Here is a 17,711-nt window from a genome sequence, read left to right on the forward strand (position 1 = left end):
GGGTAAACTGGTGTGAGGGCAATTCTAGCTTATGACGTATAATTCCGTCCCAGACCAAGCTCCGTCAGGGCCTGCCGGTAGGCAATCGAGGTCCGGTCGGCCGGAATATGGGCTTCCGCCATGAGATCGAGCGGGAGATCCTCCGGCGTCTGGGCTTCCACCATCTCGGCATCTTCCTGGAACACCTGAAGATTGAATTTGATGGTGTCCTCAATCGGCGCATCCTTGTCGAAGTTGCGGGAGATCGGAACGAACAGCCGCGTATACCGTGCAGACACCGGGGAGGCGCAGTTAAGGATCATCAGCTTGCCGTCCTCCGGGAAGTGAACCGTGAGCGAAGCGGCGAACGGCGGGAAGACGCGGAAGGCGCGGAGCCACATGAAGCCCTCGGGCACCGGCACATTCTGGCCCTTGCCGTAGTTGCTGACCGTGCTCCAGTAGTCAGCGAACAGCTCGCTGCCTTCGCGGCGGACCTGGTACTGTGGGACCTCGGTGTTGTTGCGGTCGCCGAAGCTCTCGGTATGAACATAGGCGAAATGAGACACATCCAGGAAGCCTTCCATTTGGCGTCCGGCCGAACCGGCGATATCGAAGCTGGGAGGCAGGATGTTGATGAAATCGGGGTCCTCCCATCCCGGGAAATCCGGAATGTTCTCTTCGCCGCCGCCGATGCACGTCCAGATCAGACCGTAGCGCTCGACGGAAGGATACATAATCAGCTTTAGCTTCGGCGATATTTTGCTGCCGGGATGGGCGGGCACAGCCGTGCAGGCGCCTTCGCAGTTATAGCGGAAGCCGTGGTACGGACAGACGATTTCACCGTTCTCGACCCAGCCGAGGCTGAGGGGAGCACCGCGGTGAAAGCACAGGTCTCTGGCGACGGCTACCTTGCCTTCACTGCGGTACAGGACGAGCTTGACGTCCAGCAGCTTGGCCGCAACCGGCTTGTCGCCGATTTCACTGGCGATCGCCACGGGATACCAGTACCGGGAGAGCACCCGCCAATCGCTCTCGGTAAAAGTGCAGTCGCGCGGAAGCGACATTTCGGCGGCATCGGCGGGAGATTTGGCTTTTGTGTTCATGCTCGTTCACCTCATGTATGAGTTATTGGATTGGCATTTGGCCGCAGCGCTGAAGATCCGGGCGAACAGGATACATGCGAAAGCCCCAGGTTTCTAAGAGACGCCAGTCCGAAATTCCTTGGTGCAGGACGCCTGAAGGGCAGCCGCGGGAAGCATCGGGTCTGTGCAGCCTCTTGTAGCCTGGGGCAATTTACGGTTGCCTGTAGAAACGCCCGTTCCGATCAACGGGCTTATACAAGAATGACTTTGTTATGTTAGGTTTATTAACATATATAAGAATTAAACTAATCATAATCAGGAGAAGGGGTTCTGTCAATATTCGATTTGGATATAAAAAATATCACGCGCCCTCCTGGAATAGCCCGGCGCGCGTTCTGCCAGAGGCAAATTGCAAGGCGGCGGCAGAGCAAGGCGCATATTTATGGCGTCCGGGAAGAGACTGGACCCGATTCCGCAGAGATGGGAGCTTATGTGTCACGCAGGCCGGATCATCTTCGTGAACTGCGCCAGGCTTTATCTGCAATGACGTTTCCGGGCCTTCAGAAACCGTATGTTGACTTCGCCGCTGCCGACAGCACGTCGTGGCTCCTTCAGGCGGAAGGTGTTCCTCTTCAGCAGCTTTTTTACCTTGCCGGGAGTAAGCGAGGGGGTTCTCTGCAGCATCAGGGCCGCTGCGCCGGAGACGATCGGCGTCGACATGCTCGTTCCGGAGAGCGTGAAGTACCGGGTGCCGACCCGCAGGTAGGGCAGCTCGCGGTCGAGAGCCGAGCTGGGAGCTCTTAGCGAGGTTATGGACTCGCCCGGGGCCGACAGGTCCGGCTTGCAGATCCGGCCGGCGGCCGGCCCCCGGCTGGAGAACAAGGTCACCCGGTCGTCACCCTGCCATACGGTGCGGCGGTCGTCGACAGCGCCGACGGTGATAGCCGAAGGGCTGGTGCCGGGGGACTCGATAGTTCCCCGGCCCGGCCCGCTGTTCCCGGCGGCAATGACGACGACCAGTCCGGCGCGCACCGCCCGCTCGACCGCCTGGCAGAGCGGATCGTCATGGCAGGGCGTCATAGCCGGACCGCCGAGTGAAAGCGAGAGTATGCGGAGCCTCAGCCGCTTCCGCTGCGCGATGCACCACTCGATTCCTTTGATGATGGTGGAATCGTAGCCGAAGCCGTCCCGGTCCAGCACTTTGACCGCAACAATACCGGCACCGGGAGCAGGACCTTTGTATTTCCCCTTGCTGGACCAGCCGTTGCCCGCCGCATCGCCGGCGACATGTGTGCCGTGGCCGTTGTCGTCGTAGGGCCGGCTTCTGTGGTTCACGAAATCCTTGAAGGCCGTAATCCGGTTCACCGGACGGATCAGATCGGGATGGGGATACACGCCCGTATCGAGCACGGCGATGCGGATTCCCTGGCCGTCCAGCCCGGTGCTTCGCCGGACAGCGGCGGCGCCGACGGAAGGCGACGCGATATTCAGCGATGCCCGTTTGATGCGGTCATGATAGATCCTTGAGACTTCGCCGCAGGCGCACAGCTTCTTCAGGCAACTGGCTGGTACATGGCAGGATACCGATTGAAGCAGATGGAGTCTGTGACGGATCTTCAGCTTATGCGGAGCTGCATGGCGCTTCAACATCCGCAGCCGATCAGGGGTCAAAGGCTGCTGAAGCTGAATAATGACAGGAATAAGCGGCTTCCGGACGTTTTTCGTCCGCAAATGCCGCAGTATGTGTCTTAAGGGCCGGTTGAGCTTGGCATAGTGCTCCTTCGGCCAGCTTGTATGGGACATGATCATACCTCACCTCTTCAAAGCAGGGTATGCGGCTTTCAGGCTCCGAGTGCCAATCTATGATTCTGGCAAATTCGCCGCTTTTGAGCAAAGTAGGCAGATTCAGAGTTTCCCACCGGAGAACTTCGGCATCTACTGTAGCATCCTCCAAGAAAGTGGTGAAGTGATTCATGATGAAAGCTGCTGTCAAGAAAACCGTTGTTGCAAAGAAACCGTCCGCAAGCCGTGTAAAAGCCGTCGCCCCGAGAAGAAGACGCCGGATCAGACAAACGCTGGACCGTTTTGTCGTCATTGCAACGACTTTGAGCAGTGTGCCCCGGGACACCTCCGGCTGGACTGCCGAACTGTCCCGGAACAACACCACGGTAACAGCGGACTTTGACGACTTCGGCGTAGCCCGTTTTGCCACCATCACAACCTTGACCACGGTATCGTATATTCTGCGTATCCGTGACGACAGCGGCACTGTGTTGACGACCCGGACCGTTCCCGCGAACCGCGAGGTATTTGTCGCCAGATTCTAGACGGCGCCAGAAGGCACCAGAAGGCACCAGAATTTAGGCGCCGGAATAGGGACAAGCCTGCCGGCTTCAACCTGATGAAGGCTTAACCGGTAATACGGGGCTCCGCATACCATTCCGGGTTCGCCGCCCATTGATACTGGGACATCAGATTCTGAAACACGCTATCCCAGCTCCGCGCCCGCGCCGTTTCGAGGGCTCCGTTGCCCAGTTCGGCCCGCAGCTGGGGATCAAGCAGCTGGATGACAGCTTCAGCCATGGCATCGGCATCACCGAACGGAGTGACCAGCGCATTGCGACCGTGCTCGGTGAAGTCGGTCACTCCGCCGGAATTGGTGCAGATTACGGGCAGTCCGCTCGCCATCGCTTCCAGCACGACGTTGCCGAAGGTTTCAGTACCCGAAGGGAAGACGAAGGCATCCGCACTTGCATATATGGCGGCGAGCTCTTCCCCCTCGCGGCTGCCGGTGAACACGGCGTTCGGGATTCGTCTCTCAATCAGCTCGGGCAGATAAGGCCCCTCTCCGGTAAAAACCCATAAAATATCGTGTCCGTGCACGGCATTAACCTTGTCGATGCTGTCCGCCAGCGCATCCAGTCCTTTCTCCACCGCGATCCGTCCCACATAGAGAAACATGGTTTTGCCGGTTCCTCCCAGAGCCTCCCTGACTTCCAGGGAGGCTCTGCCTGGATTGAAGCGCTTCAGGTCGATCCCCCGTGGCCACAGCGCCAGATCCTGCATGCCGGCCCTGCCCAGATCGCTCAGCGTGCTGCGGGACGGAGCGAGATTGAGCAGGGCAAAGCTGTGGAACCAGCGCATATAGGCCCACAGCGGTCTGCTTAAATATTGAAGACGATAATACTTCAAGTACTTGTCAAAGCTCGTATGGTAGGACATGACAACCGGCAGATTCAACGCTCTTGCGGCGCGAAGCCCCGCGAGGCCGATTCCAAGCTCAGTAACGATGTGCACGACATCGGGCTTAAACTCTTCCAGCCGCTCCGCAATCCGGGAAAGCGAGGGGAAGGCCAGCCTGCAGTCCGGATAAATACGGGGGGCTGCGCCCTTGAACCGGATGGCGGGATATTCGGTATTGTCCTGCCCGGGTATCTCGTAATCAGGGGCGAAGAACAGATGGGGATGGCCGTTCCGGGTCAGATAATGGCTTAATTCCTTCAAAGTGTTGGAGACTCCGTTGATTTGCGGGCAGAATGAATCCGTGAATAAGGCAATTCTCAAGATCATCAAGTCCCTTCCCGTAGAAATAGCCGCTGTCTTCACTATAGGCCAGTAGTGCAAAGCCGGAAGCGAAGGAAGGTTAATTTGCCGTTAAAAAAGAGGTATGTTTTGTCGTTGCCTTTTTCCCTCGACTGCTTCAATATTTGATGTGGTAACCAAAAGGAGGAAAAAATGGCGAATATCTCGAAAGTGATCATAACCGGCGCAGCCTCCGGTATCGGAAGAGCCGTGGCACAGGTCTGTCTGCGGGAAGGGATGACTGTGCTGGCCTGTGATCTGAACGGCGAATTGCTGAAGGAACTGAAGTGTACAGAAGGTGCGGAAGGTAAAGTGTACACTGACCAGCTGGACATCAGCCGCTATGAGGAAGTGTGTGAATGGTTTGACTCCTTGTACGCGCAGCATCCGGATGTGGACGGGCTGGTTAACAATGCCGGCATCTATCTCGCCAAGAACCTGCTGGATTACCGGAGAGACGAGATTGACAGGGTGTTGGACGTGAATATCAAAGGAGCTGTCTACTGCTCACAGCTGTTCGGCGGACGGCTGCTGGAGGAGAGAAGAGCCGGCGCCATCGTCAACCTGTCCTCCGTCTCGGGGATGGAAGGCAGCTCGGATGCTGTCTACGGCCTGTCGAAAGCGGCGATCCTTGGACTTACCAAGAGCTGCGCGATGAATTTCTCGCCTTACATACGCGTGAACGCGGTCGCCCCGACGATGGTGGAGACTGCGATGATGGATGCGATACCGGATTGGCGGAAGAAGGAGTATCTCAGCCATCAGCTCGTTCCGTCTCCCGTGCTGCCCGAGGATGTTGCGGAGTCGGTGCTGTTCCTGCTGTCGGATAAATCGCGGCATTACACCGGAGCGACTTTTGATATCAATAACGGATGTTATCTGAGATAGGGGGATGGGATCATGGTCCTGACGCAAGAAGAACAGCAAGAGATTATCCGTTGGATGTACCGGAATGCAAGACCGCTGGAACTCGCCCATTGGCGGTTTCACTTCGAGGACGGCAGCGCGGAGGATGTACTGAAGGCGCTTTCTGCCTTTCAAAATAAGGATGGCGGCTTCGGCCATGCGCTGGAGGCGGATTCCTGGAATCCGGAGTCTTCGCCGCTTCAGACGTCGACCGCAGCCTTGCTGCTGCTGGAGCTTCAGGCCCCTGCCAATCATCATATTGTCCAGGGAATTCTTCGTTATTTGGACAGCGGCGACTCTTTTGAAGGGGGGAAATGGAAGCTCTCCATCCCTTCGAACAACGATTATCCCCATGCGCCCTGGTGGCACACTAGCTCCCTGTCCGAAGAACGGGAACAGTATAATCCCACCGCCATTCTCGCGGGCTTTATTCTGAAATATGGTGACCGGGGAAGTGTGCTTCACGCCAAGGGAACCGCTATTGCGAAGGAGCTGGTCTCGGAATTTCTCCGTCATCCGGAGATTGAACGGCATCCGCTGGAATGCGTGAACATTCTGCTGGAGTGTCTGGAGAGCTCCGATCAAGTTGAAACAGATACGGTTGTCTCGACCCCGCTCCTGAAGGAAGCGGTGCTTGCCCGTATGACCCAGGTCATTGAACGAAACCCGGCCAGATGGGGTGAGTATACGTGCAGGCCCTCGATCTTCATCAAGTCCCGCCAGAGCCCGCTGTACGAGGCTAACCGCGAGCTTCTGAGAAAAGAGTTAACGTATTTGGCGGAGACGAGGGAGCCTGGCGGGGTCTGGAAACTGAATTGGAGATGGGCGGAATTCCCCGAGGCCTTCGCGATCAGCGAGATTTGGTGGAAGGCTCGGGTGGTTATTGAGAATATGCTTGTAATTCGTGCTTTTGACGAGTGAAGGCGGGAGTGGGGGAACGGACATTTCGTCCCGGTTAGTGCCGGGCGGTATGGGCGGTCCGGATATCTTCCCTCCCGTTATGCTGGACCGAATCGGGAATATACAGATTATGTCCGCGCTGTCTGTTCTCCCAGTGGATGGAGGCGAACAGGCGCTGCGGACTGACGAGAGGGGAACCGCCGTTAATCCGGGGAATCGCCAGCGGATCGTCGCCGCGTTCGGCCAAGCCCAGCGTAGTTGTGAACGCATAGCGGATTCCAGCCTGCTTAATGACCCTTTGAACCTCGGGTGTATACAGGCCGTAAGGATAGGCGAAGGTATCGATCGGCTGGGCATTCATCGGCTTCAGGTCCCCGATACAGCGGTTTAAGTCGGCGGTAATGCGTTCTACATACTGCTGCTCGCTTTCCGCGATCCCGTTCTTGACCAGGGGAGCTGTCAGGGCGTCCGTGGTCCGGCTTGTCTTGTAGTGGAGCCGGTCGGTGTGCGGCTGCACCTCCATATCCGGGTCCGTCCGGATCATGTCCGCGATCTCCTGCCTGGTCATATGCGGCGTATTCACCACGGCGCCCGGGCTGAAATCCCCTGTAATGACGAAGCTGACGCCCGGAATATTCCGCTCACGCATAATGGGATAGGCGGTTGTGTAAAAGTTCTCGTAGCCGTCGTCGAACGTAACCATTACGGCATTCTCCGGAATCTCTCCTCCCTGCATAAAGGACCGGAACTGCCGAAGGGAGATGAAGTTCATTCCTTTTGAACGGAGGAAGTCCAGCTGTTCTGCAAAGCGGTCCGGTGTAATGATATCCCCTCCTCGTTCGGTGGGGTTGATGTCATGGTACATCAGTACTGCGACCTTGTTGCGGTACAGGGTTGCCTTGGGAATAGTCTTGAACTGTTCCACCGGCGGCAGCTCCGATTCGGATAAGGGCTCGGTCTCGCGGGCAACGGGCCGGGCAGTTGCGATTGGCAATGCGGCAGCGGCCGGTGATGTGGAAGCGGTGGGCAATGCGGGAGCGGAGTTCCGCACAACGAAGTCAAATCTCAATCCGAGCAGAATCGCCGCCAAGCCTGCGATCAATCCTCCGGCCAGAAAAAACAGCAGTTTATAAAATTTCATTAACAGGTCACCTCGGGAATATTCGGTCAGCTATAAGCCTCTATTACTTTATTAAATGCTGCCTGCAGGATATGCAGAGAAATTATACCCGGCGGGCAGCTAAAATTGCAAAGACCAAATACCAAATTACACGGAAAAGGGAGATTTTTGATGCTGCTGCAGAGCGATCGTTTAACAATAAGAAGGTTCAAGCCGGAAGACTGGCGGGATCTGCATGCCTATTTGTCGCTTGAGGATGTGGTCCGGTATGAGCCGTACGGTGTGTTTACGGAAGAGGAATCGAAGCGAGAGGCCGCAAATCGCTCCGAGAACCCGGCGTTCTGGGCCGTATGTCTGAAGGATACCGGAACATTGATCGGCAATTTATATTTTCACCAGCAGGAGCCGGAGCAATTCGAAACATGGGAGCTGGGCTATGTGTTTCATTCCGGTTACCAGGGCTTCGGCTATGCGACCGAGGCATGCCGCGAGCTGATGAAGCTCGGATTCACGGATTTGAAGGTCAGACGCCTGATCGCCCGCTGCAATCCCCTGAACAGCAGCTCTTGGCATCTGCTGGAGCGCCTGAATTTCCGCCGGGAAGGGCATGCCCTTCAGACGGTCTATTTCAAATGCGACGATGCGGGGAAGCCGCTTTGGCATGACACCTACAGCTACGGGATGCTCCGCAGCGAATGGGAGTTAATCTGCCATAATTGATGTGAAATGCGCCTGATTATTCGGTGCGGCGCACAAATATCATGCTGTTTTTTAGAAAACATGACAATAAACTTTCCATAGACATTTCAAGGTGAATCTTCTACAGATATAATAGGGTCTAAAGAACATGCTACGGAAAGGCAGGAAGAGCCATGAGTCTGGAAGCCCTGAATGAACAAGTCACAAGAGATCTGTCTTACCTTGCCTACGGAGGCGCCGATTGGACGCTGCCGCGTGAGTGTGCGGACAGTCATGTGTACGACGTAGTCATCGTCGGCGGAGGCCAGAGCGGCCTTGGTGCGGCGTTCGGTCTGCTGCGTGAACGGATTTCGAATATCCTGATAATAGATGAGAACCCGGAAGGCCAGGAGGGCCCTTGGGAGACGTACGCCCGGATGGTGACGCTTCGAACGCCCAAGCATCTGACCTCCATTGATCTCGGAATCCCTTCGCTGACCTTCCGCGCCTGGTGGGAGGCGAGATTCGGTTCCGAAAGCTGGGAGACGCTGGGCAAAATACCGCGCGGAGAGTGGATGAGCTATCTGCGCTGGTATCGGAAGGTGCTGAGCCTGCCCGTGATCAACGAGGTGAAGCTTGCGCTCGTGGAGCCGTCGGCGGGAGGCATTCACCGCCTTCATATCGCAGGTCCGGGCGCGCCCGGCGCTCATCTGCTGGCCCGGAAGGTTGTGCTTGCGACAGGCATCCAGGGCGGCGGCGAGTGGCATGTGCCGCCGATGATCAGTGATGCGCTGCCCCGGAGACTGTATGCCCATACCTCGGAGACCATCGATTTTGCTGCACTGAAAGGCAAGCGCATCGGGATTCTTGGAGGCGGCGCGTCTGCCTTCGATAACGCCAACCACGCCTTGTCCGAAGGCGCTGCGGAGGCCCATGTCTTCGTGCGCAGGGAGAAGCTGCCGGGTGTGAACCCGATCCGCCAGATGGAGGTATCGGGCATGATCGAGCGGTTCCATACACTCTGTGATGCGGAGAAATATGCGGTCATTTCCCATTTCTTCAAGACGAACCAGCCTCCGACGAACGATACGTTCGAGCGGGCTGCTTCCTGGTCCGGCTTCGCGCTGCATCTAGGCTCCCCTTGGCTGAGCGTCGAGGAGGACGGCGATGGCGTGCTGGTCACGACGCCAAAGGGACGGTTCGCGTTCGACTATGTGATCGTCAGCACCGGACTGCTCAGCGATCCGGCGCTGCGTCCCGAGCTGCGGGAGATCGCGCCGGATATCGCCCGCTGGAGCGATTACTATACGCCTCCGGCCGGGGAGGAGAATGTACTGCTCGATATGCATCCTTACCTTACCCCCGGCTTTGCCGTTAAGGGAAGAGACGAGGAAGGCGAGAAACGGCTTCACGGGGTGTTCGTCTTCAATTACTCGGCTCTTGCCAGCAACGGGCTGTCCGCATCGGCCATATCGGGCACGAGAAATGCGATTCCGAAGCTGGTCGCAGGCGTCGCGGATCAGTTGTTCCTCGACGACAAGGAACAAATCCTGAAGAACTTCCTGGATTACGACGAAGAGGAATTTGTCGGCGAGTGGCCGAAGGCCGCCGCTGAAGCCACGATGAAGCCGTAACTCCTGTAGCATTAACGAGCCTCGCAAGTGATTGGTGCAGCGCCCGGACTTCCGTTTCCCGGATGTCCAGGCGTTTTTTTGTTTTTTTCGGGGGAGCTTAGCCTATCAGAATAAGCCTCGTTCCAGAGAGAAAAAAGATGCCGAACTCGTGAAACCCATCCGGATGAAAGGACGTATTAACGCTCAAATGGCTTGAAATCAGCCCCTTAGAAAACGGAGGAGGAACAGGATTTATGGCGGCACATGAAATTGATTATGTGATTATGGGCGAGGAAATGCAGTGTGTGGAGGTTCAGCTCGACCCTGGCGAAAGCGTCGTTGCGGAAGCGGGCAGCTTCATGATGATGGATCAGGAAATCCGTATGGAGACGATATTCGGGGATGGCAGCAGCTCCGGCGGCGGTGGCGGATTGATGGGCAGGCTGATGGGAGCCGGCAGACGCGTGCTCACCGGGGAGAGCCTGTTCATGACGGTGTTCACGCATGGCGGTAATCATGGCAGACGCTCTGTTACATTTGCAGCCCCATATCCCGGCAAAATCATTCCGCTTGATCTCGTTCAATACAATGGCAAGATCATCTGTCAGAAGGACGCTTTCCTCTGCGCGGCGAAGGGCGTGTCCATCGGCATCGAGTTCCAACGCAAGCTGGGAGCGGGATTCTTTGGCGGCGAGGGCTTCATTATGCAGAAGCTGGAAGGAGATGGCCTGGCGTTCGTTCATTCCGGCGGCTATGTAATGGAGAAGACGCTGCATCCCGGCGAGGTGCTTAGATTGGATACCGGCTGTCTTGTCGCCATGACCTCCTCCGTAGATTATGATATCGAAATGGTCAAAGGCATTAAATCGGCGCTGTTCGGCGGTGAAGGGCTGTTCTTCGCGACCTTGCGCGGACCCGGCAAAGTCTGGGTGCAGTCGCTGCCGTTCAACCGGATGGCCGACCGCATCCTGTCGGCTGCTAGGGGAACAGGCCGGAAGGAAGAAGGCAGCATTCTCGGCGGCCTCGGCAATCTGCTGGACGGCAGATAAACTGCGTTCACCGCAGGGTTTATGGCGGAAGAAATACGCTATTAGAACGTGCACGGATGTATTCATACGCCGCTGTTACTAATCTACAGGCAGCCCGATGTGGTGGAGCTGAAGAAGACCGGATTCCTCGGAATCCGGTCTTCTTCCATACTCATACTTGTCTTCATACATCCAGCCGGTAGTAGGGCAGGTCCAGAGTGGGGACGAACCCGAGCTTCTGCGCCAAATTGAAGGAGCCTTCGTTCCCTTTCCGGCAAGCCCAAACCGGCTCCAGATCATGCTCCAGGCAGTACGCGATCAGGGCCGCGCTTGCGTGATAGGCATACCCTTTTCCCCGATGGCCTTCCATGCTCTCGATTCCGATCTCAAGCTGGCCGTCCTCGATAAATGCCGCAAAGGCGGTCGAGGCCGCTTCGCCTCCGTCCATCACCGTAAATCCAATACCATGCTCTCCGAAATGCTCTGCGCTCCTCCAGAACTGCTTCGGCGCCACGCCCTCCAGCCTGGCAAAAAGCTCCGGAGCCGTCTGCATGATCTCCGGTTTCGAACCGGTCATGCCGGCGGCCGTAAGCTGATGCCGTTCCCGGTCGAATCCAAAATTGATCCGAGCGAATTCGATGACCTTTCCGCTTTCTTTCACTGCCTCATTGCCCAGGAGCGCGAACCAGGAGTGAGGGTAAACCTGAAGCCATTCGGTCTTCGTTCTGTCGCCGCGCCGGTTGGTTATGTAATCCGTCAGTTCTTCCGCAAAATCCGGACGGCCGTTCTCTCCAGCCAGCAGCGACATGCCATAGGGATGAACGATATAGATCGCACCGGGTTCATCTGCATCATCGGCATACACCTCTCCTTGAACCTGTCCATGAAGGATGGACTTGGCGAATAACGTATTGATCGGCGTCCGACTCAGAATTTCTTCGGCTCTGCCATATTGCTTAATGCTTAAAGGGATCATTCTGACACTTCCTTTACTGAATGTTCATCGAGCGACCGTCTGAATACCTGCACAGCCATAGTTGCCGGCCCGGATTTAGGCATAATCACGGAGAATTCCCGTTCCATCCGCCCCTGGTGCGCCTGAAGCTCCACAATTTCACCGGATTCCAGCTCTCTCCGCACAATCCACTTCGACAAAATCGAGATGCCGAGTCCCGAGGCAACACCCTCCTTGACACCCTGGCTGCTGTTGAAAATATACGACTTCTTCACGTCCAGAGCGTGCTTTGAGATAAAGCTGTCGCTGAAGGCGCGGGTTCCCGATCCGTTCTCCCGGATTACCCATACCTGCTTCTGCAGCTGCTCCCGGCTAATGGAACGCTCCTGTGCAAGCGGATGGCCTTGGGCGGCGACCAGGACCATTTCATCCTTCATAAAAGGGAACACGTCCAAATCCGGCGCATGGGTCTCGCCTTCGATCAAGCCAAGATCAAGCGTCCCTGCCTTGACGTCATGAACCGTTTCTTCGGTATTCCCGATCCTGACCTCAACCTCAACCAGGGGATACCGGCGGACAAAAGCGGCAAGACGACCGGGCAGCACATATTCCCCGACAGTAAAGCTGGCCCCGATCCGAAGCGTCCCGGTTACTTCATTTTGCAGCAGCGCAATAGCCTGGGCTGCCTCTTCGTACAAGCCCAGCATCACCTTGGCCCGCGCATACAAAATTTCACCGGCATCCGTCAGGCTGACCTGCTTCGGATTGCGGTTGAAGAGCCGCGCACCGAGCTCATTTTCCAGATTGCGGATATGGAGGCTGACCCCGGGCTGAGAGAGATTGAGCCGCTCGGCAGCTCTGGAGAAATGCCGCTCCTCGGCGACTGTGACAAATACACGAAGCGCATCGGTAATCATAGCGAATCCTCATTTTTGTGGACTTTAAACCTGATCTTAATGCTTTTTTGGTGGCTGCACAAGGAGAATCATTACTAAAACTAATGATTGAGATAGCAAATCGGTATTTCACTCTGTTCATTGCCGAATCTATAATGAGAAGCGTCAGCAAGAACCCGGGCTTGCGGTAAGGGTATTACGTGAGGGAGTGAGGTTCGTGATGCGAACAGATTATATCCAGTTTACAAAAGCGCATAGCGTGCATAATTTCATTAAAGGGCTTGGGCTCTGCCTGTTCTTGGCGGTCTGCGCCAAATTGCTGTCGGAGCTGCCGTATTTCGGTATCCTGGGCCAGCTGGTGATCGCCATTTTGCTTGGAATGGGGTGGAGGGGGATTTTCGGTATGCCGGCCGGGGCGGAAGAAGGGGCCGCTTTTGCCGGAAAAAAGCTGCTTCGGTACGGAATCATTCTTCTCGGGATGCGGCTGAATTTGAGCGATATTGCGCATGCGGGCTTCAAAGTGTTTCTGCTGGTCATCCTGCAGATTGCCTTTACACTCGCCGTTATGCTGGGGCTGGCCCGTCTGCTGAAGCTTGATCCCGGAGTCGGTCTGTTGACGGCCTGCGGAACAGCCATATGCGGAGCCGCCGCCGTTGCAGCCATTTCGCCGCAGATCAAGGCGAACGATGAGGAGACGGCAACCGCCGTGGCGACGGTCGCGCTGCTCGGAACGGTCTGGACCTTTGTATATACATTATCTCTCCCCTGGCTCGGGCTGAGTTCAGCCGGATATGGGGTGTTCGCCGGAGCGAGTCTTCATGAGATCGCCCATGTTATTGCCGCCGCCGGTCCGGCCGGACGGGAAGCGCTAGATCTGGCCGTTGTCGTGAAGCTAACGCGGGTGGCAATGCTCGTCCCTGTCGCGCTGGGTATCGGCTTCTGGGATGCCCGGAAGAGAACGAAGAAATTACGGATAACAAGCAACGAAGTGTTAACTGTAGATAAACCTCAGCCAGAGAGGGCCAGATGGAGGGAGATTCCGGTGCCCTGGTTCATCCTGGGCTTTCTGTTCATGAGCGGTCTAAATACGCTGAAGCTGATACCAACTCCGGCATCCGATGCTGTCGTAACCGGGGCTTATCAGCTGATGGCAATGGCTATGGCCGGTCTCGGCCTTGGCGTGAACGCCGCATCGCTCATCAGGAAGGGAGTCAAACCGCTTGCGGCAGGCGTGATTGGTTCGGTGCTGCTGTCGGGTTTCGTCTATGGCCTGATTGCCTGGTTCCGATTAGGGTAACCCGGACATTCCCGTAAGCGAGAATATGAGAATCGTCAAACAGCCGGTGATATAGTACAAATGCCGGGCATTATTCTGAAACCGCTCCACAGCAATAAATAACGCCCACGGCGGGCAGTAGTGAACTGCTCGTTGCAGGCGTTGCTGCTTGAAGCCCTTATAATTCTTTTTCTGAATAATATTGTTGTTCTGAACCTCTGCTATTGTGCTCTTCTTAATTCCAGCTCCGCAATAATCTCATGATGCGGCTTCTCCCATTTGTACATGAATGCCAGAATGAGAATGGATAACAAGCACAGTACGATCGGGAGCCAGATAAAGCTGATTTCGATCATGCGAAGAGCGGAGGAAGTCTGTGTCTGATTGGCAACATAGCCCCCGGCGGCCAGCAGCCAAGCCGGAATAGCACCACCGAGACCTGAGCCTAATTTAATGGCAATCCCGGATGCGGTTGAAGCCAGCAAGCCTTGAGCGCGAACGCCCGATTTCCATTCACCATAGTCTACAGTGTCCGCAATCAAGGCAAACAGCAGACCTACAGGCAGTCCCAGGCCAATCGCTCCAACGACCGTACCCGTTAGCAGCATGAAGGTGCTCTGCTGACCCAGATAAATAATGAATTGACCCAGCATGCAGATGGCCATTCCAATGATCATCAAGGTTTTTTTGCTGGATTTTTTAGACAGAAGCGGTACAAAAATAATTCCTACCAGGGTCAGCGATCCCAGTGTATTTACTGTAGCTACCATATCCGGCTGATTCAGGTTGTAGGTAATATAATAAATCCCGGAAGACAGCTTGATCACATACAGGATGAAGAACACTACACCAACCAAGACCCCGGCATACCAGGGCAAATTGCCCTTGATCGCCTTAATGCTCTCCTTGACCGGCAAGGACTTGCCGCCTGATTTATCCTGGACGCGCTCTCTGGTGTTAAGGAACGTAATCAGGAACATGACCAGCCCCACAATGCCGAACAGAATCATCGTATGAAAGAAGCCCTTCTGCTGATCGCCATTGCCGAAAAATGCTACAAGTGGCAATAAGGTCAAGTTCACAATCAAGCCGCCAAATTGTCCGCCAAACATCCGGAAGCTGTTGGCTACAGTTCTTTCCTGGATGTCACTGGACAGGCTGGGAAGAAGCGTAGTTAACGGGTTGTTCACCGCCGTGTACAGAATATTAGATGCAATATAGAAAATATAGGCATAGGCCAGCTTGCCGGAAGCACTTAGCTCAGGGCCCATAAACAGCAATGTGGTTACAATGGCAAAGGGGAGGCAGGACCACAGAATCCACGGACGCGATTTCCCCCACCGCGTATGTGTCTTGTCTATAAGAATACCTAGGATGGGGCTGTCAACCATATCAACAAGGCGTGCTACCAGCAAGAGCGTACCAACAGCCGCAGCTCCAATTCCATATATATCGGTAAAATAGTACGTCAGATACGTCGTAACCACCGCATAGATCAAGTTCGAGGCCGTATCTCCCAGACCGTAGCTTACCTTTTCCAGCAAGGATAACTTTTGATTTGACTCTTCTCTTATTGCCATTGTGCATCCTCCAGATGGGAACGTATTGTATAAGCCTTATAAGCGAATGCTTCCTTGGATCAGATCCTTCTCAGCACTGCTGTTGCCGATGTATACCTCATAGTCCATATGCTCAAGCTCCCATTGATTTGTGGCTGGGTTGAACCATTTGATTTTTTCAATAGGGCAAGCGATATCCACTTTCGTTGATTGTCCCGGCTTCAGCGTCACACGTTTAAAGCCGCGCAGCACCTTCACCGGACGATCCACCTTGGAATTCCGAAAGCCGACATAGAGCTGAAGCACTTCATCTCCGGTCACGCGTCCTGTGTTCTTCACCTCGCAGCTGGCGACAATTTGATTATCAACGACGGTAAAGTCTGCGTTGGAGAGTGCAAAGCCGGTATAGGACAATCCGAAGCCGTATGCCAGGGAGGGCTTGATTCCTTCCTTGTCCAGCTTAGTGTACCCATGGTAGTACTCATATTTTATCTCGCTCGCATCCCAATCCACCTGAGGGAGATGACTTTCACTGGCTGGTACGACAAAAGGCAATTTACCGCCCGGATTCACATCACCGAACAAGGTTTTTGCAATCGCTGTGCCGCCTTCCATGCCTGGATAATACGCCATCAGAATGGCAGATACAGATGATTTCCATTCCTCGATCATGATCATGTTGCCGCCAATCAGCACGACAGCGGACTGCTTATTCATTGGTCCAACCGCATTAATCAATGCAATATCGTTCGGATGCAGGCCAAGGCTGTTTTGGCGGTCTCCGCCCGCTTTGAGATCCGCATCTTCGTTCGTAACGGATTCCCCTTCATCATCGTGGTCGTAGCCTGCGACGAACACAACCGCATCCGAGGTCTTAGCCAACTGCTTGGCCTGCTCCAGATCATCGCCGTTATTGAAGACCACTTCGGCAGTAGGCAGCAATCGCTGAATTCCTTCCAGTGCAGTTACAACATAAGGAGGGAACACGCGGCTTGAGCCATGGTCGCCGATATTGCTCTTGTTGCCAAGCTCCCCAATAACAGCAACGCGCTTTGTTGCGGTCTTGGAGAACGGGAGGACATGCCCCTCATTTTTCATCAGAGTCATGGACTTCTCGGCAGCCTCCAGCGCCAAAGCAATATGCTCAGGGGATGCGATCAGGTCCTTGCTGTATACAGTACCTTGATCGGCTTCCGTAAACGCAAGCATCGTTCGTACGATCCGGATTGCCGCAGCATCGATCTTATCTTCACTAACCTGATTAGTTCTGACGGCTTCCACCAGCTTGTCGCCAAAAAACTTGGTATGGCACATTTCAACATCCATGCCGCCATTGGCAGCCGCTACCGTATCCTTCACCCCCCAGGCAAAATCACTGACAACGAAGCCGTCGAAATCCCATTCGCCCTTCAACACTTGATTCAGCAAATAGTCATGATGTCCGCAATGAATACCCTGGTACAAATTGTACGCACTCATCACACTGCCGGCGCCCGCATCGATGCAATCCTTAAAGTGCGGCAGGAATACCTCGCGTTCCGTACGTTTGTCGGCCAGAACACTTACCTTGAAGCGTGCCCATTCCATACTGTTGAACGCATAATGCTTCACGCAAGCGATTACATTTTCTTGCTGAACCCCCTTGACCAGGGATGATCCCATCACGCCGAGGTGGAACGATTCTTCGCCATATACCTCCTGGCTTCTGCCCCAACCGGGATTGTAGGGGAGATTAATGCAAACGCCTCCAAAAAAGTTGCCGCCCTGCGCATGCACTTCCTTGCCAATAGCATGTCCGATGCGTTCCTCCAGCTCTGGCTCAAAAGAGGCGCCTCTAGCCATAGACACCGGAAAACAGGTGCTGTTGCCGGATACCACACCGCGTGGTCCGTCGACGAACTTCAATTTCGGCACGCCCAGCTGCTCATTGCCGCCTGCCGGATAAGGTCTCCAGTTATAATGTCTGACTTTAAAATCGTCCAGCATCTCTTCCATGGACACCTGGCCGCTCATGAGATGCACTTTTTCTTCCAAGCTCATTCGACTTACAATTTCTTTCGCTTGTGCCGTGAAGGATAACCGAAACTGTTTATTTGCTTTCAAGATGATCTTCCTCCAGTCATGAATTTGCAGTATT

At 55.1% G+C, this 17,711-nt stretch carries 15 protein-coding genes and 1 riboswitch; of the genes, 7 read left to right on the forward strand and 8 right to left on the reverse strand.

Translation table 11 applies throughout. The features are described 5' to 3' along the window. Positions 1–29: 29 nt before the first annotated feature. Both KIH86_RS02330 and KIH86_RS02335 read right to left on the reverse strand, forming a co-directional pair. A complete protein-coding gene (locus tag KIH86_RS02330; RefSeq protein WP_223084665.1) occupies positions 30–1,082 on the reverse strand; it encodes an aromatic ring-hydroxylating oxygenase subunit alpha in 1,053 nt (350 codons plus the stop codon). Between the two features lie 156 nt (positions 1,083–1,238). Next, positions 1,239–1,340, reverse strand: a riboswitch (purine riboswitch). Between the two features lie 255 nt (positions 1,341–1,595). Further along, positions 1,596–2,864, reverse strand: a complete 1,269-nt coding sequence (locus KIH86_RS02335; RefSeq protein ID WP_223084664.1) for a S8 family peptidase — start codon at positions 2,862–2,864, stop codon at positions 1,596–1,598. Positions 2,865–3,034: 170 nt separating this feature from the next. Here KIH86_RS02335 and KIH86_RS02340 point away from each other — a divergent pair, with 170 nt between their 5' ends. Beyond that, positions 3,035–3,388, forward strand: coding sequence for a hypothetical protein (locus tag KIH86_RS02340; protein WP_223084663.1), 354 nt, complete (start codon positions 3,035–3,037; stop codon positions 3,386–3,388). 82 nt (positions 3,389–3,470) lie between these two features. On the opposite strand, the gene KIH86_RS02345 is transcribed toward KIH86_RS02340, so the two are convergent. Continuing rightward, positions 3,471–4,631 (reverse strand): glycosyltransferase family 4 protein, encoded by a 1,161-nt coding sequence (locus tag KIH86_RS02345; protein ID WP_223084661.1) that lies wholly within the window; start codon positions 4,629–4,631, stop codon positions 3,471–3,473. Between the two features lie 165 nt (positions 4,632–4,796). Here KIH86_RS02345 and KIH86_RS02350 point away from each other — a divergent pair, with 165 nt between their 5' ends. Then, on the forward strand, positions 4,797–5,531 hold the full coding sequence (locus KIH86_RS02350; protein ID WP_223084659.1) for an SDR family NAD(P)-dependent oxidoreductase: 735 nt from the start codon (positions 4,797–4,799) through the stop codon (positions 5,529–5,531). A gap of 12 nt (positions 5,532–5,543) precedes the next feature. Then, entirely contained in the window at positions 5,544–6,470 is a 927-nt protein-coding gene (locus tag KIH86_RS02355; protein ID WP_223084658.1) for a hypothetical protein, read from the forward strand. Positions 6,471–6,504: 34 nt separating this feature from the next. Here the strand turns inward: KIH86_RS02355 and KIH86_RS02360 are convergent, their stop codons facing one another. Next, entirely contained in the window at positions 6,505–7,590 is a 1,086-nt protein-coding gene (locus tag KIH86_RS02360; protein WP_223084656.1) for a polysaccharide deacetylase family protein, read from the reverse strand. Positions 7,591–7,740: 150 nt separating this feature from the next. Here KIH86_RS02360 and KIH86_RS02365 point away from each other — a divergent pair, with 150 nt between their 5' ends. The 3 genes from KIH86_RS02365 to KIH86_RS02375 all read left to right on the forward strand — a co-directional run bounded on the left by KIH86_RS02365 (position 7,741) and on the right by KIH86_RS02375 (position 10,909). After that, positions 7,741–8,289 carry a GNAT family N-acetyltransferase gene (locus KIH86_RS02365; protein WP_235775225.1) on the forward strand — a complete coding sequence of 183 codons (549 nt, stop codon included), beginning with the start codon at positions 7,741–7,743 and terminating at the stop codon, positions 8,287–8,289. A gap of 152 nt (positions 8,290–8,441) precedes the next feature. Continuing rightward, positions 8,442–9,881 carry an FAD/NAD(P)-binding protein gene (locus KIH86_RS02370; protein ID WP_223084655.1) on the forward strand — a complete coding sequence of 480 codons (1,440 nt, stop codon included), beginning with the start codon at positions 8,442–8,444 and terminating at the stop codon, positions 9,879–9,881. 233 nt (positions 9,882–10,114) lie between these two features. Then, positions 10,115–10,909, forward strand: coding sequence for a TIGR00266 family protein (locus tag KIH86_RS02375; protein WP_223084650.1), 795 nt, complete (start codon positions 10,115–10,117; stop codon positions 10,907–10,909). Between the two features lie 163 nt (positions 10,910–11,072). Here the strand turns inward: KIH86_RS02375 and KIH86_RS02380 are convergent, their stop codons facing one another. Continuing rightward, positions 11,073–11,864: a GNAT family N-acetyltransferase gene (locus KIH86_RS02380; RefSeq protein ID WP_223084649.1), complete on the reverse strand. Its 792-nt coding sequence runs from the start codon at positions 11,862–11,864 to the stop codon at positions 11,073–11,075. Continuing rightward, entirely contained in the window at positions 11,861–12,760 is a 900-nt protein-coding gene (locus KIH86_RS02385; RefSeq protein ID WP_223084647.1) for a LysR family transcriptional regulator, read from the reverse strand. The genes KIH86_RS02380 and KIH86_RS02385 overlap by 4 nt, the downstream gene beginning before the upstream one ends. 199 nt (positions 12,761–12,959) lie before the next feature. On the opposite strand from KIH86_RS02385, the gene KIH86_RS02390 reads away from it, so the two are divergent. Beyond that, a complete protein-coding gene (locus tag KIH86_RS02390; protein ID WP_223086026.1) occupies positions 12,960–14,036 on the forward strand; it encodes a YeiH family protein in 1,077 nt (358 codons plus the stop codon). A 200-nt stretch (positions 14,037–14,236) separates the two neighbouring features. Here KIH86_RS02390 and KIH86_RS02395 read toward each other — a convergent pair whose 3' ends face one another. Then, positions 14,237–15,595, reverse strand: a complete 1,359-nt coding sequence (locus tag KIH86_RS02395; RefSeq protein ID WP_223084646.1) for a glycoside-pentoside-hexuronide (GPH):cation symporter — start codon at positions 15,593–15,595, stop codon at positions 14,237–14,239. A gap of 36 nt (positions 15,596–15,631) precedes the next feature. After that, complete coding sequence (locus tag KIH86_RS02400; protein WP_235775226.1) at positions 15,632–17,614, reverse strand: beta-glucosidase family protein; 1,983 nt, start codon at positions 17,612–17,614, stop codon at positions 15,632–15,634. Positions 17,615–17,711: the final 97 nt, after the last annotated feature.

Origin of the sequence: Paenibacillus sinensis, assembly GCF_019904155.1 — a bacterium.
Classification (GTDB): Bacteria; Bacillota; Bacilli; order Paenibacillales; family Paenibacillaceae; genus Paenibacillus_AQ; species Paenibacillus_AQ sinensis.

Bases quoted from the DNA above. Each gene is read 5' to 3' on its own strand.
- KIH86_RS02330 (WP_223084665.1), bottom strand. From the start codon at position 1,082: ATGAACACAAAAGCCAAATCTCCCGCCGATGCCGCCGAAATGTCGCTT.
- KIH86_RS02335 (WP_223084664.1), bottom strand. From the start codon at position 2,864: ATGTCCCATACAAGCTGGCCGAAGGAGCACTATGCCAAGCTCAACCGG.
- KIH86_RS02340 (WP_223084663.1), top strand. From the start codon at position 3,035: ATGATGAAAGCTGCTGTCAAGAAAACCGTTGTTGCAAAGAAACCGTCC.
- KIH86_RS02345 (WP_223084661.1), bottom strand. From the start codon at position 4,631: ATGATCTTGAGAATTGCCTTATTCACGGATTCATTCTGCCCGCAAATC.
- KIH86_RS02350 (WP_223084659.1), top strand. From the start codon at position 4,797: ATGGCGAATATCTCGAAAGTGATCATAACCGGCGCAGCCTCCGGTATC.
- KIH86_RS02355 (WP_223084658.1), top strand. From the start codon at position 5,544: ATGGTCCTGACGCAAGAAGAACAGCAAGAGATTATCCGTTGGATGTAC.
- KIH86_RS02360 (WP_223084656.1), bottom strand. From the start codon at position 7,590: ATGAAATTTTATAAACTGCTGTTTTTTCTGGCCGGAGGATTGATCGCA.
- KIH86_RS02365 (WP_235775225.1), top strand. From the start codon at position 7,741: ATGCTGCTGCAGAGCGATCGTTTAACAATAAGAAGGTTCAAGCCGGAA.
- KIH86_RS02370 (WP_223084655.1), top strand. From the start codon at position 8,442: ATGAGTCTGGAAGCCCTGAATGAACAAGTCACAAGAGATCTGTCTTAC.
- KIH86_RS02375 (WP_223084650.1), top strand. From the start codon at position 10,115: ATGGCGGCACATGAAATTGATTATGTGATTATGGGCGAGGAAATGCAG.
- KIH86_RS02380 (WP_223084649.1), bottom strand. From the start codon at position 11,864: ATGATCCCTTTAAGCATTAAGCAATATGGCAGAGCCGAAGAAATTCTG.
- KIH86_RS02385 (WP_223084647.1), bottom strand. From the start codon at position 12,760: ATGATTACCGATGCGCTTCGTGTATTTGTCACAGTCGCCGAGGAGCGG.
- KIH86_RS02390 (WP_223086026.1), top strand. From the start codon at position 12,960: ATGCGAACAGATTATATCCAGTTTACAAAAGCGCATAGCGTGCATAAT.
- KIH86_RS02395 (WP_223084646.1), bottom strand. From the start codon at position 15,595: ATGGCAATAAGAGAAGAGTCAAATCAAAAGTTATCCTTGCTGGAAAAG.
- KIH86_RS02400 (WP_235775226.1), bottom strand. From the start codon at position 17,614: ATGAGCTTGGAAGAAAAAGTGCATCTCATGAGCGGCCAGGTGTCCATG.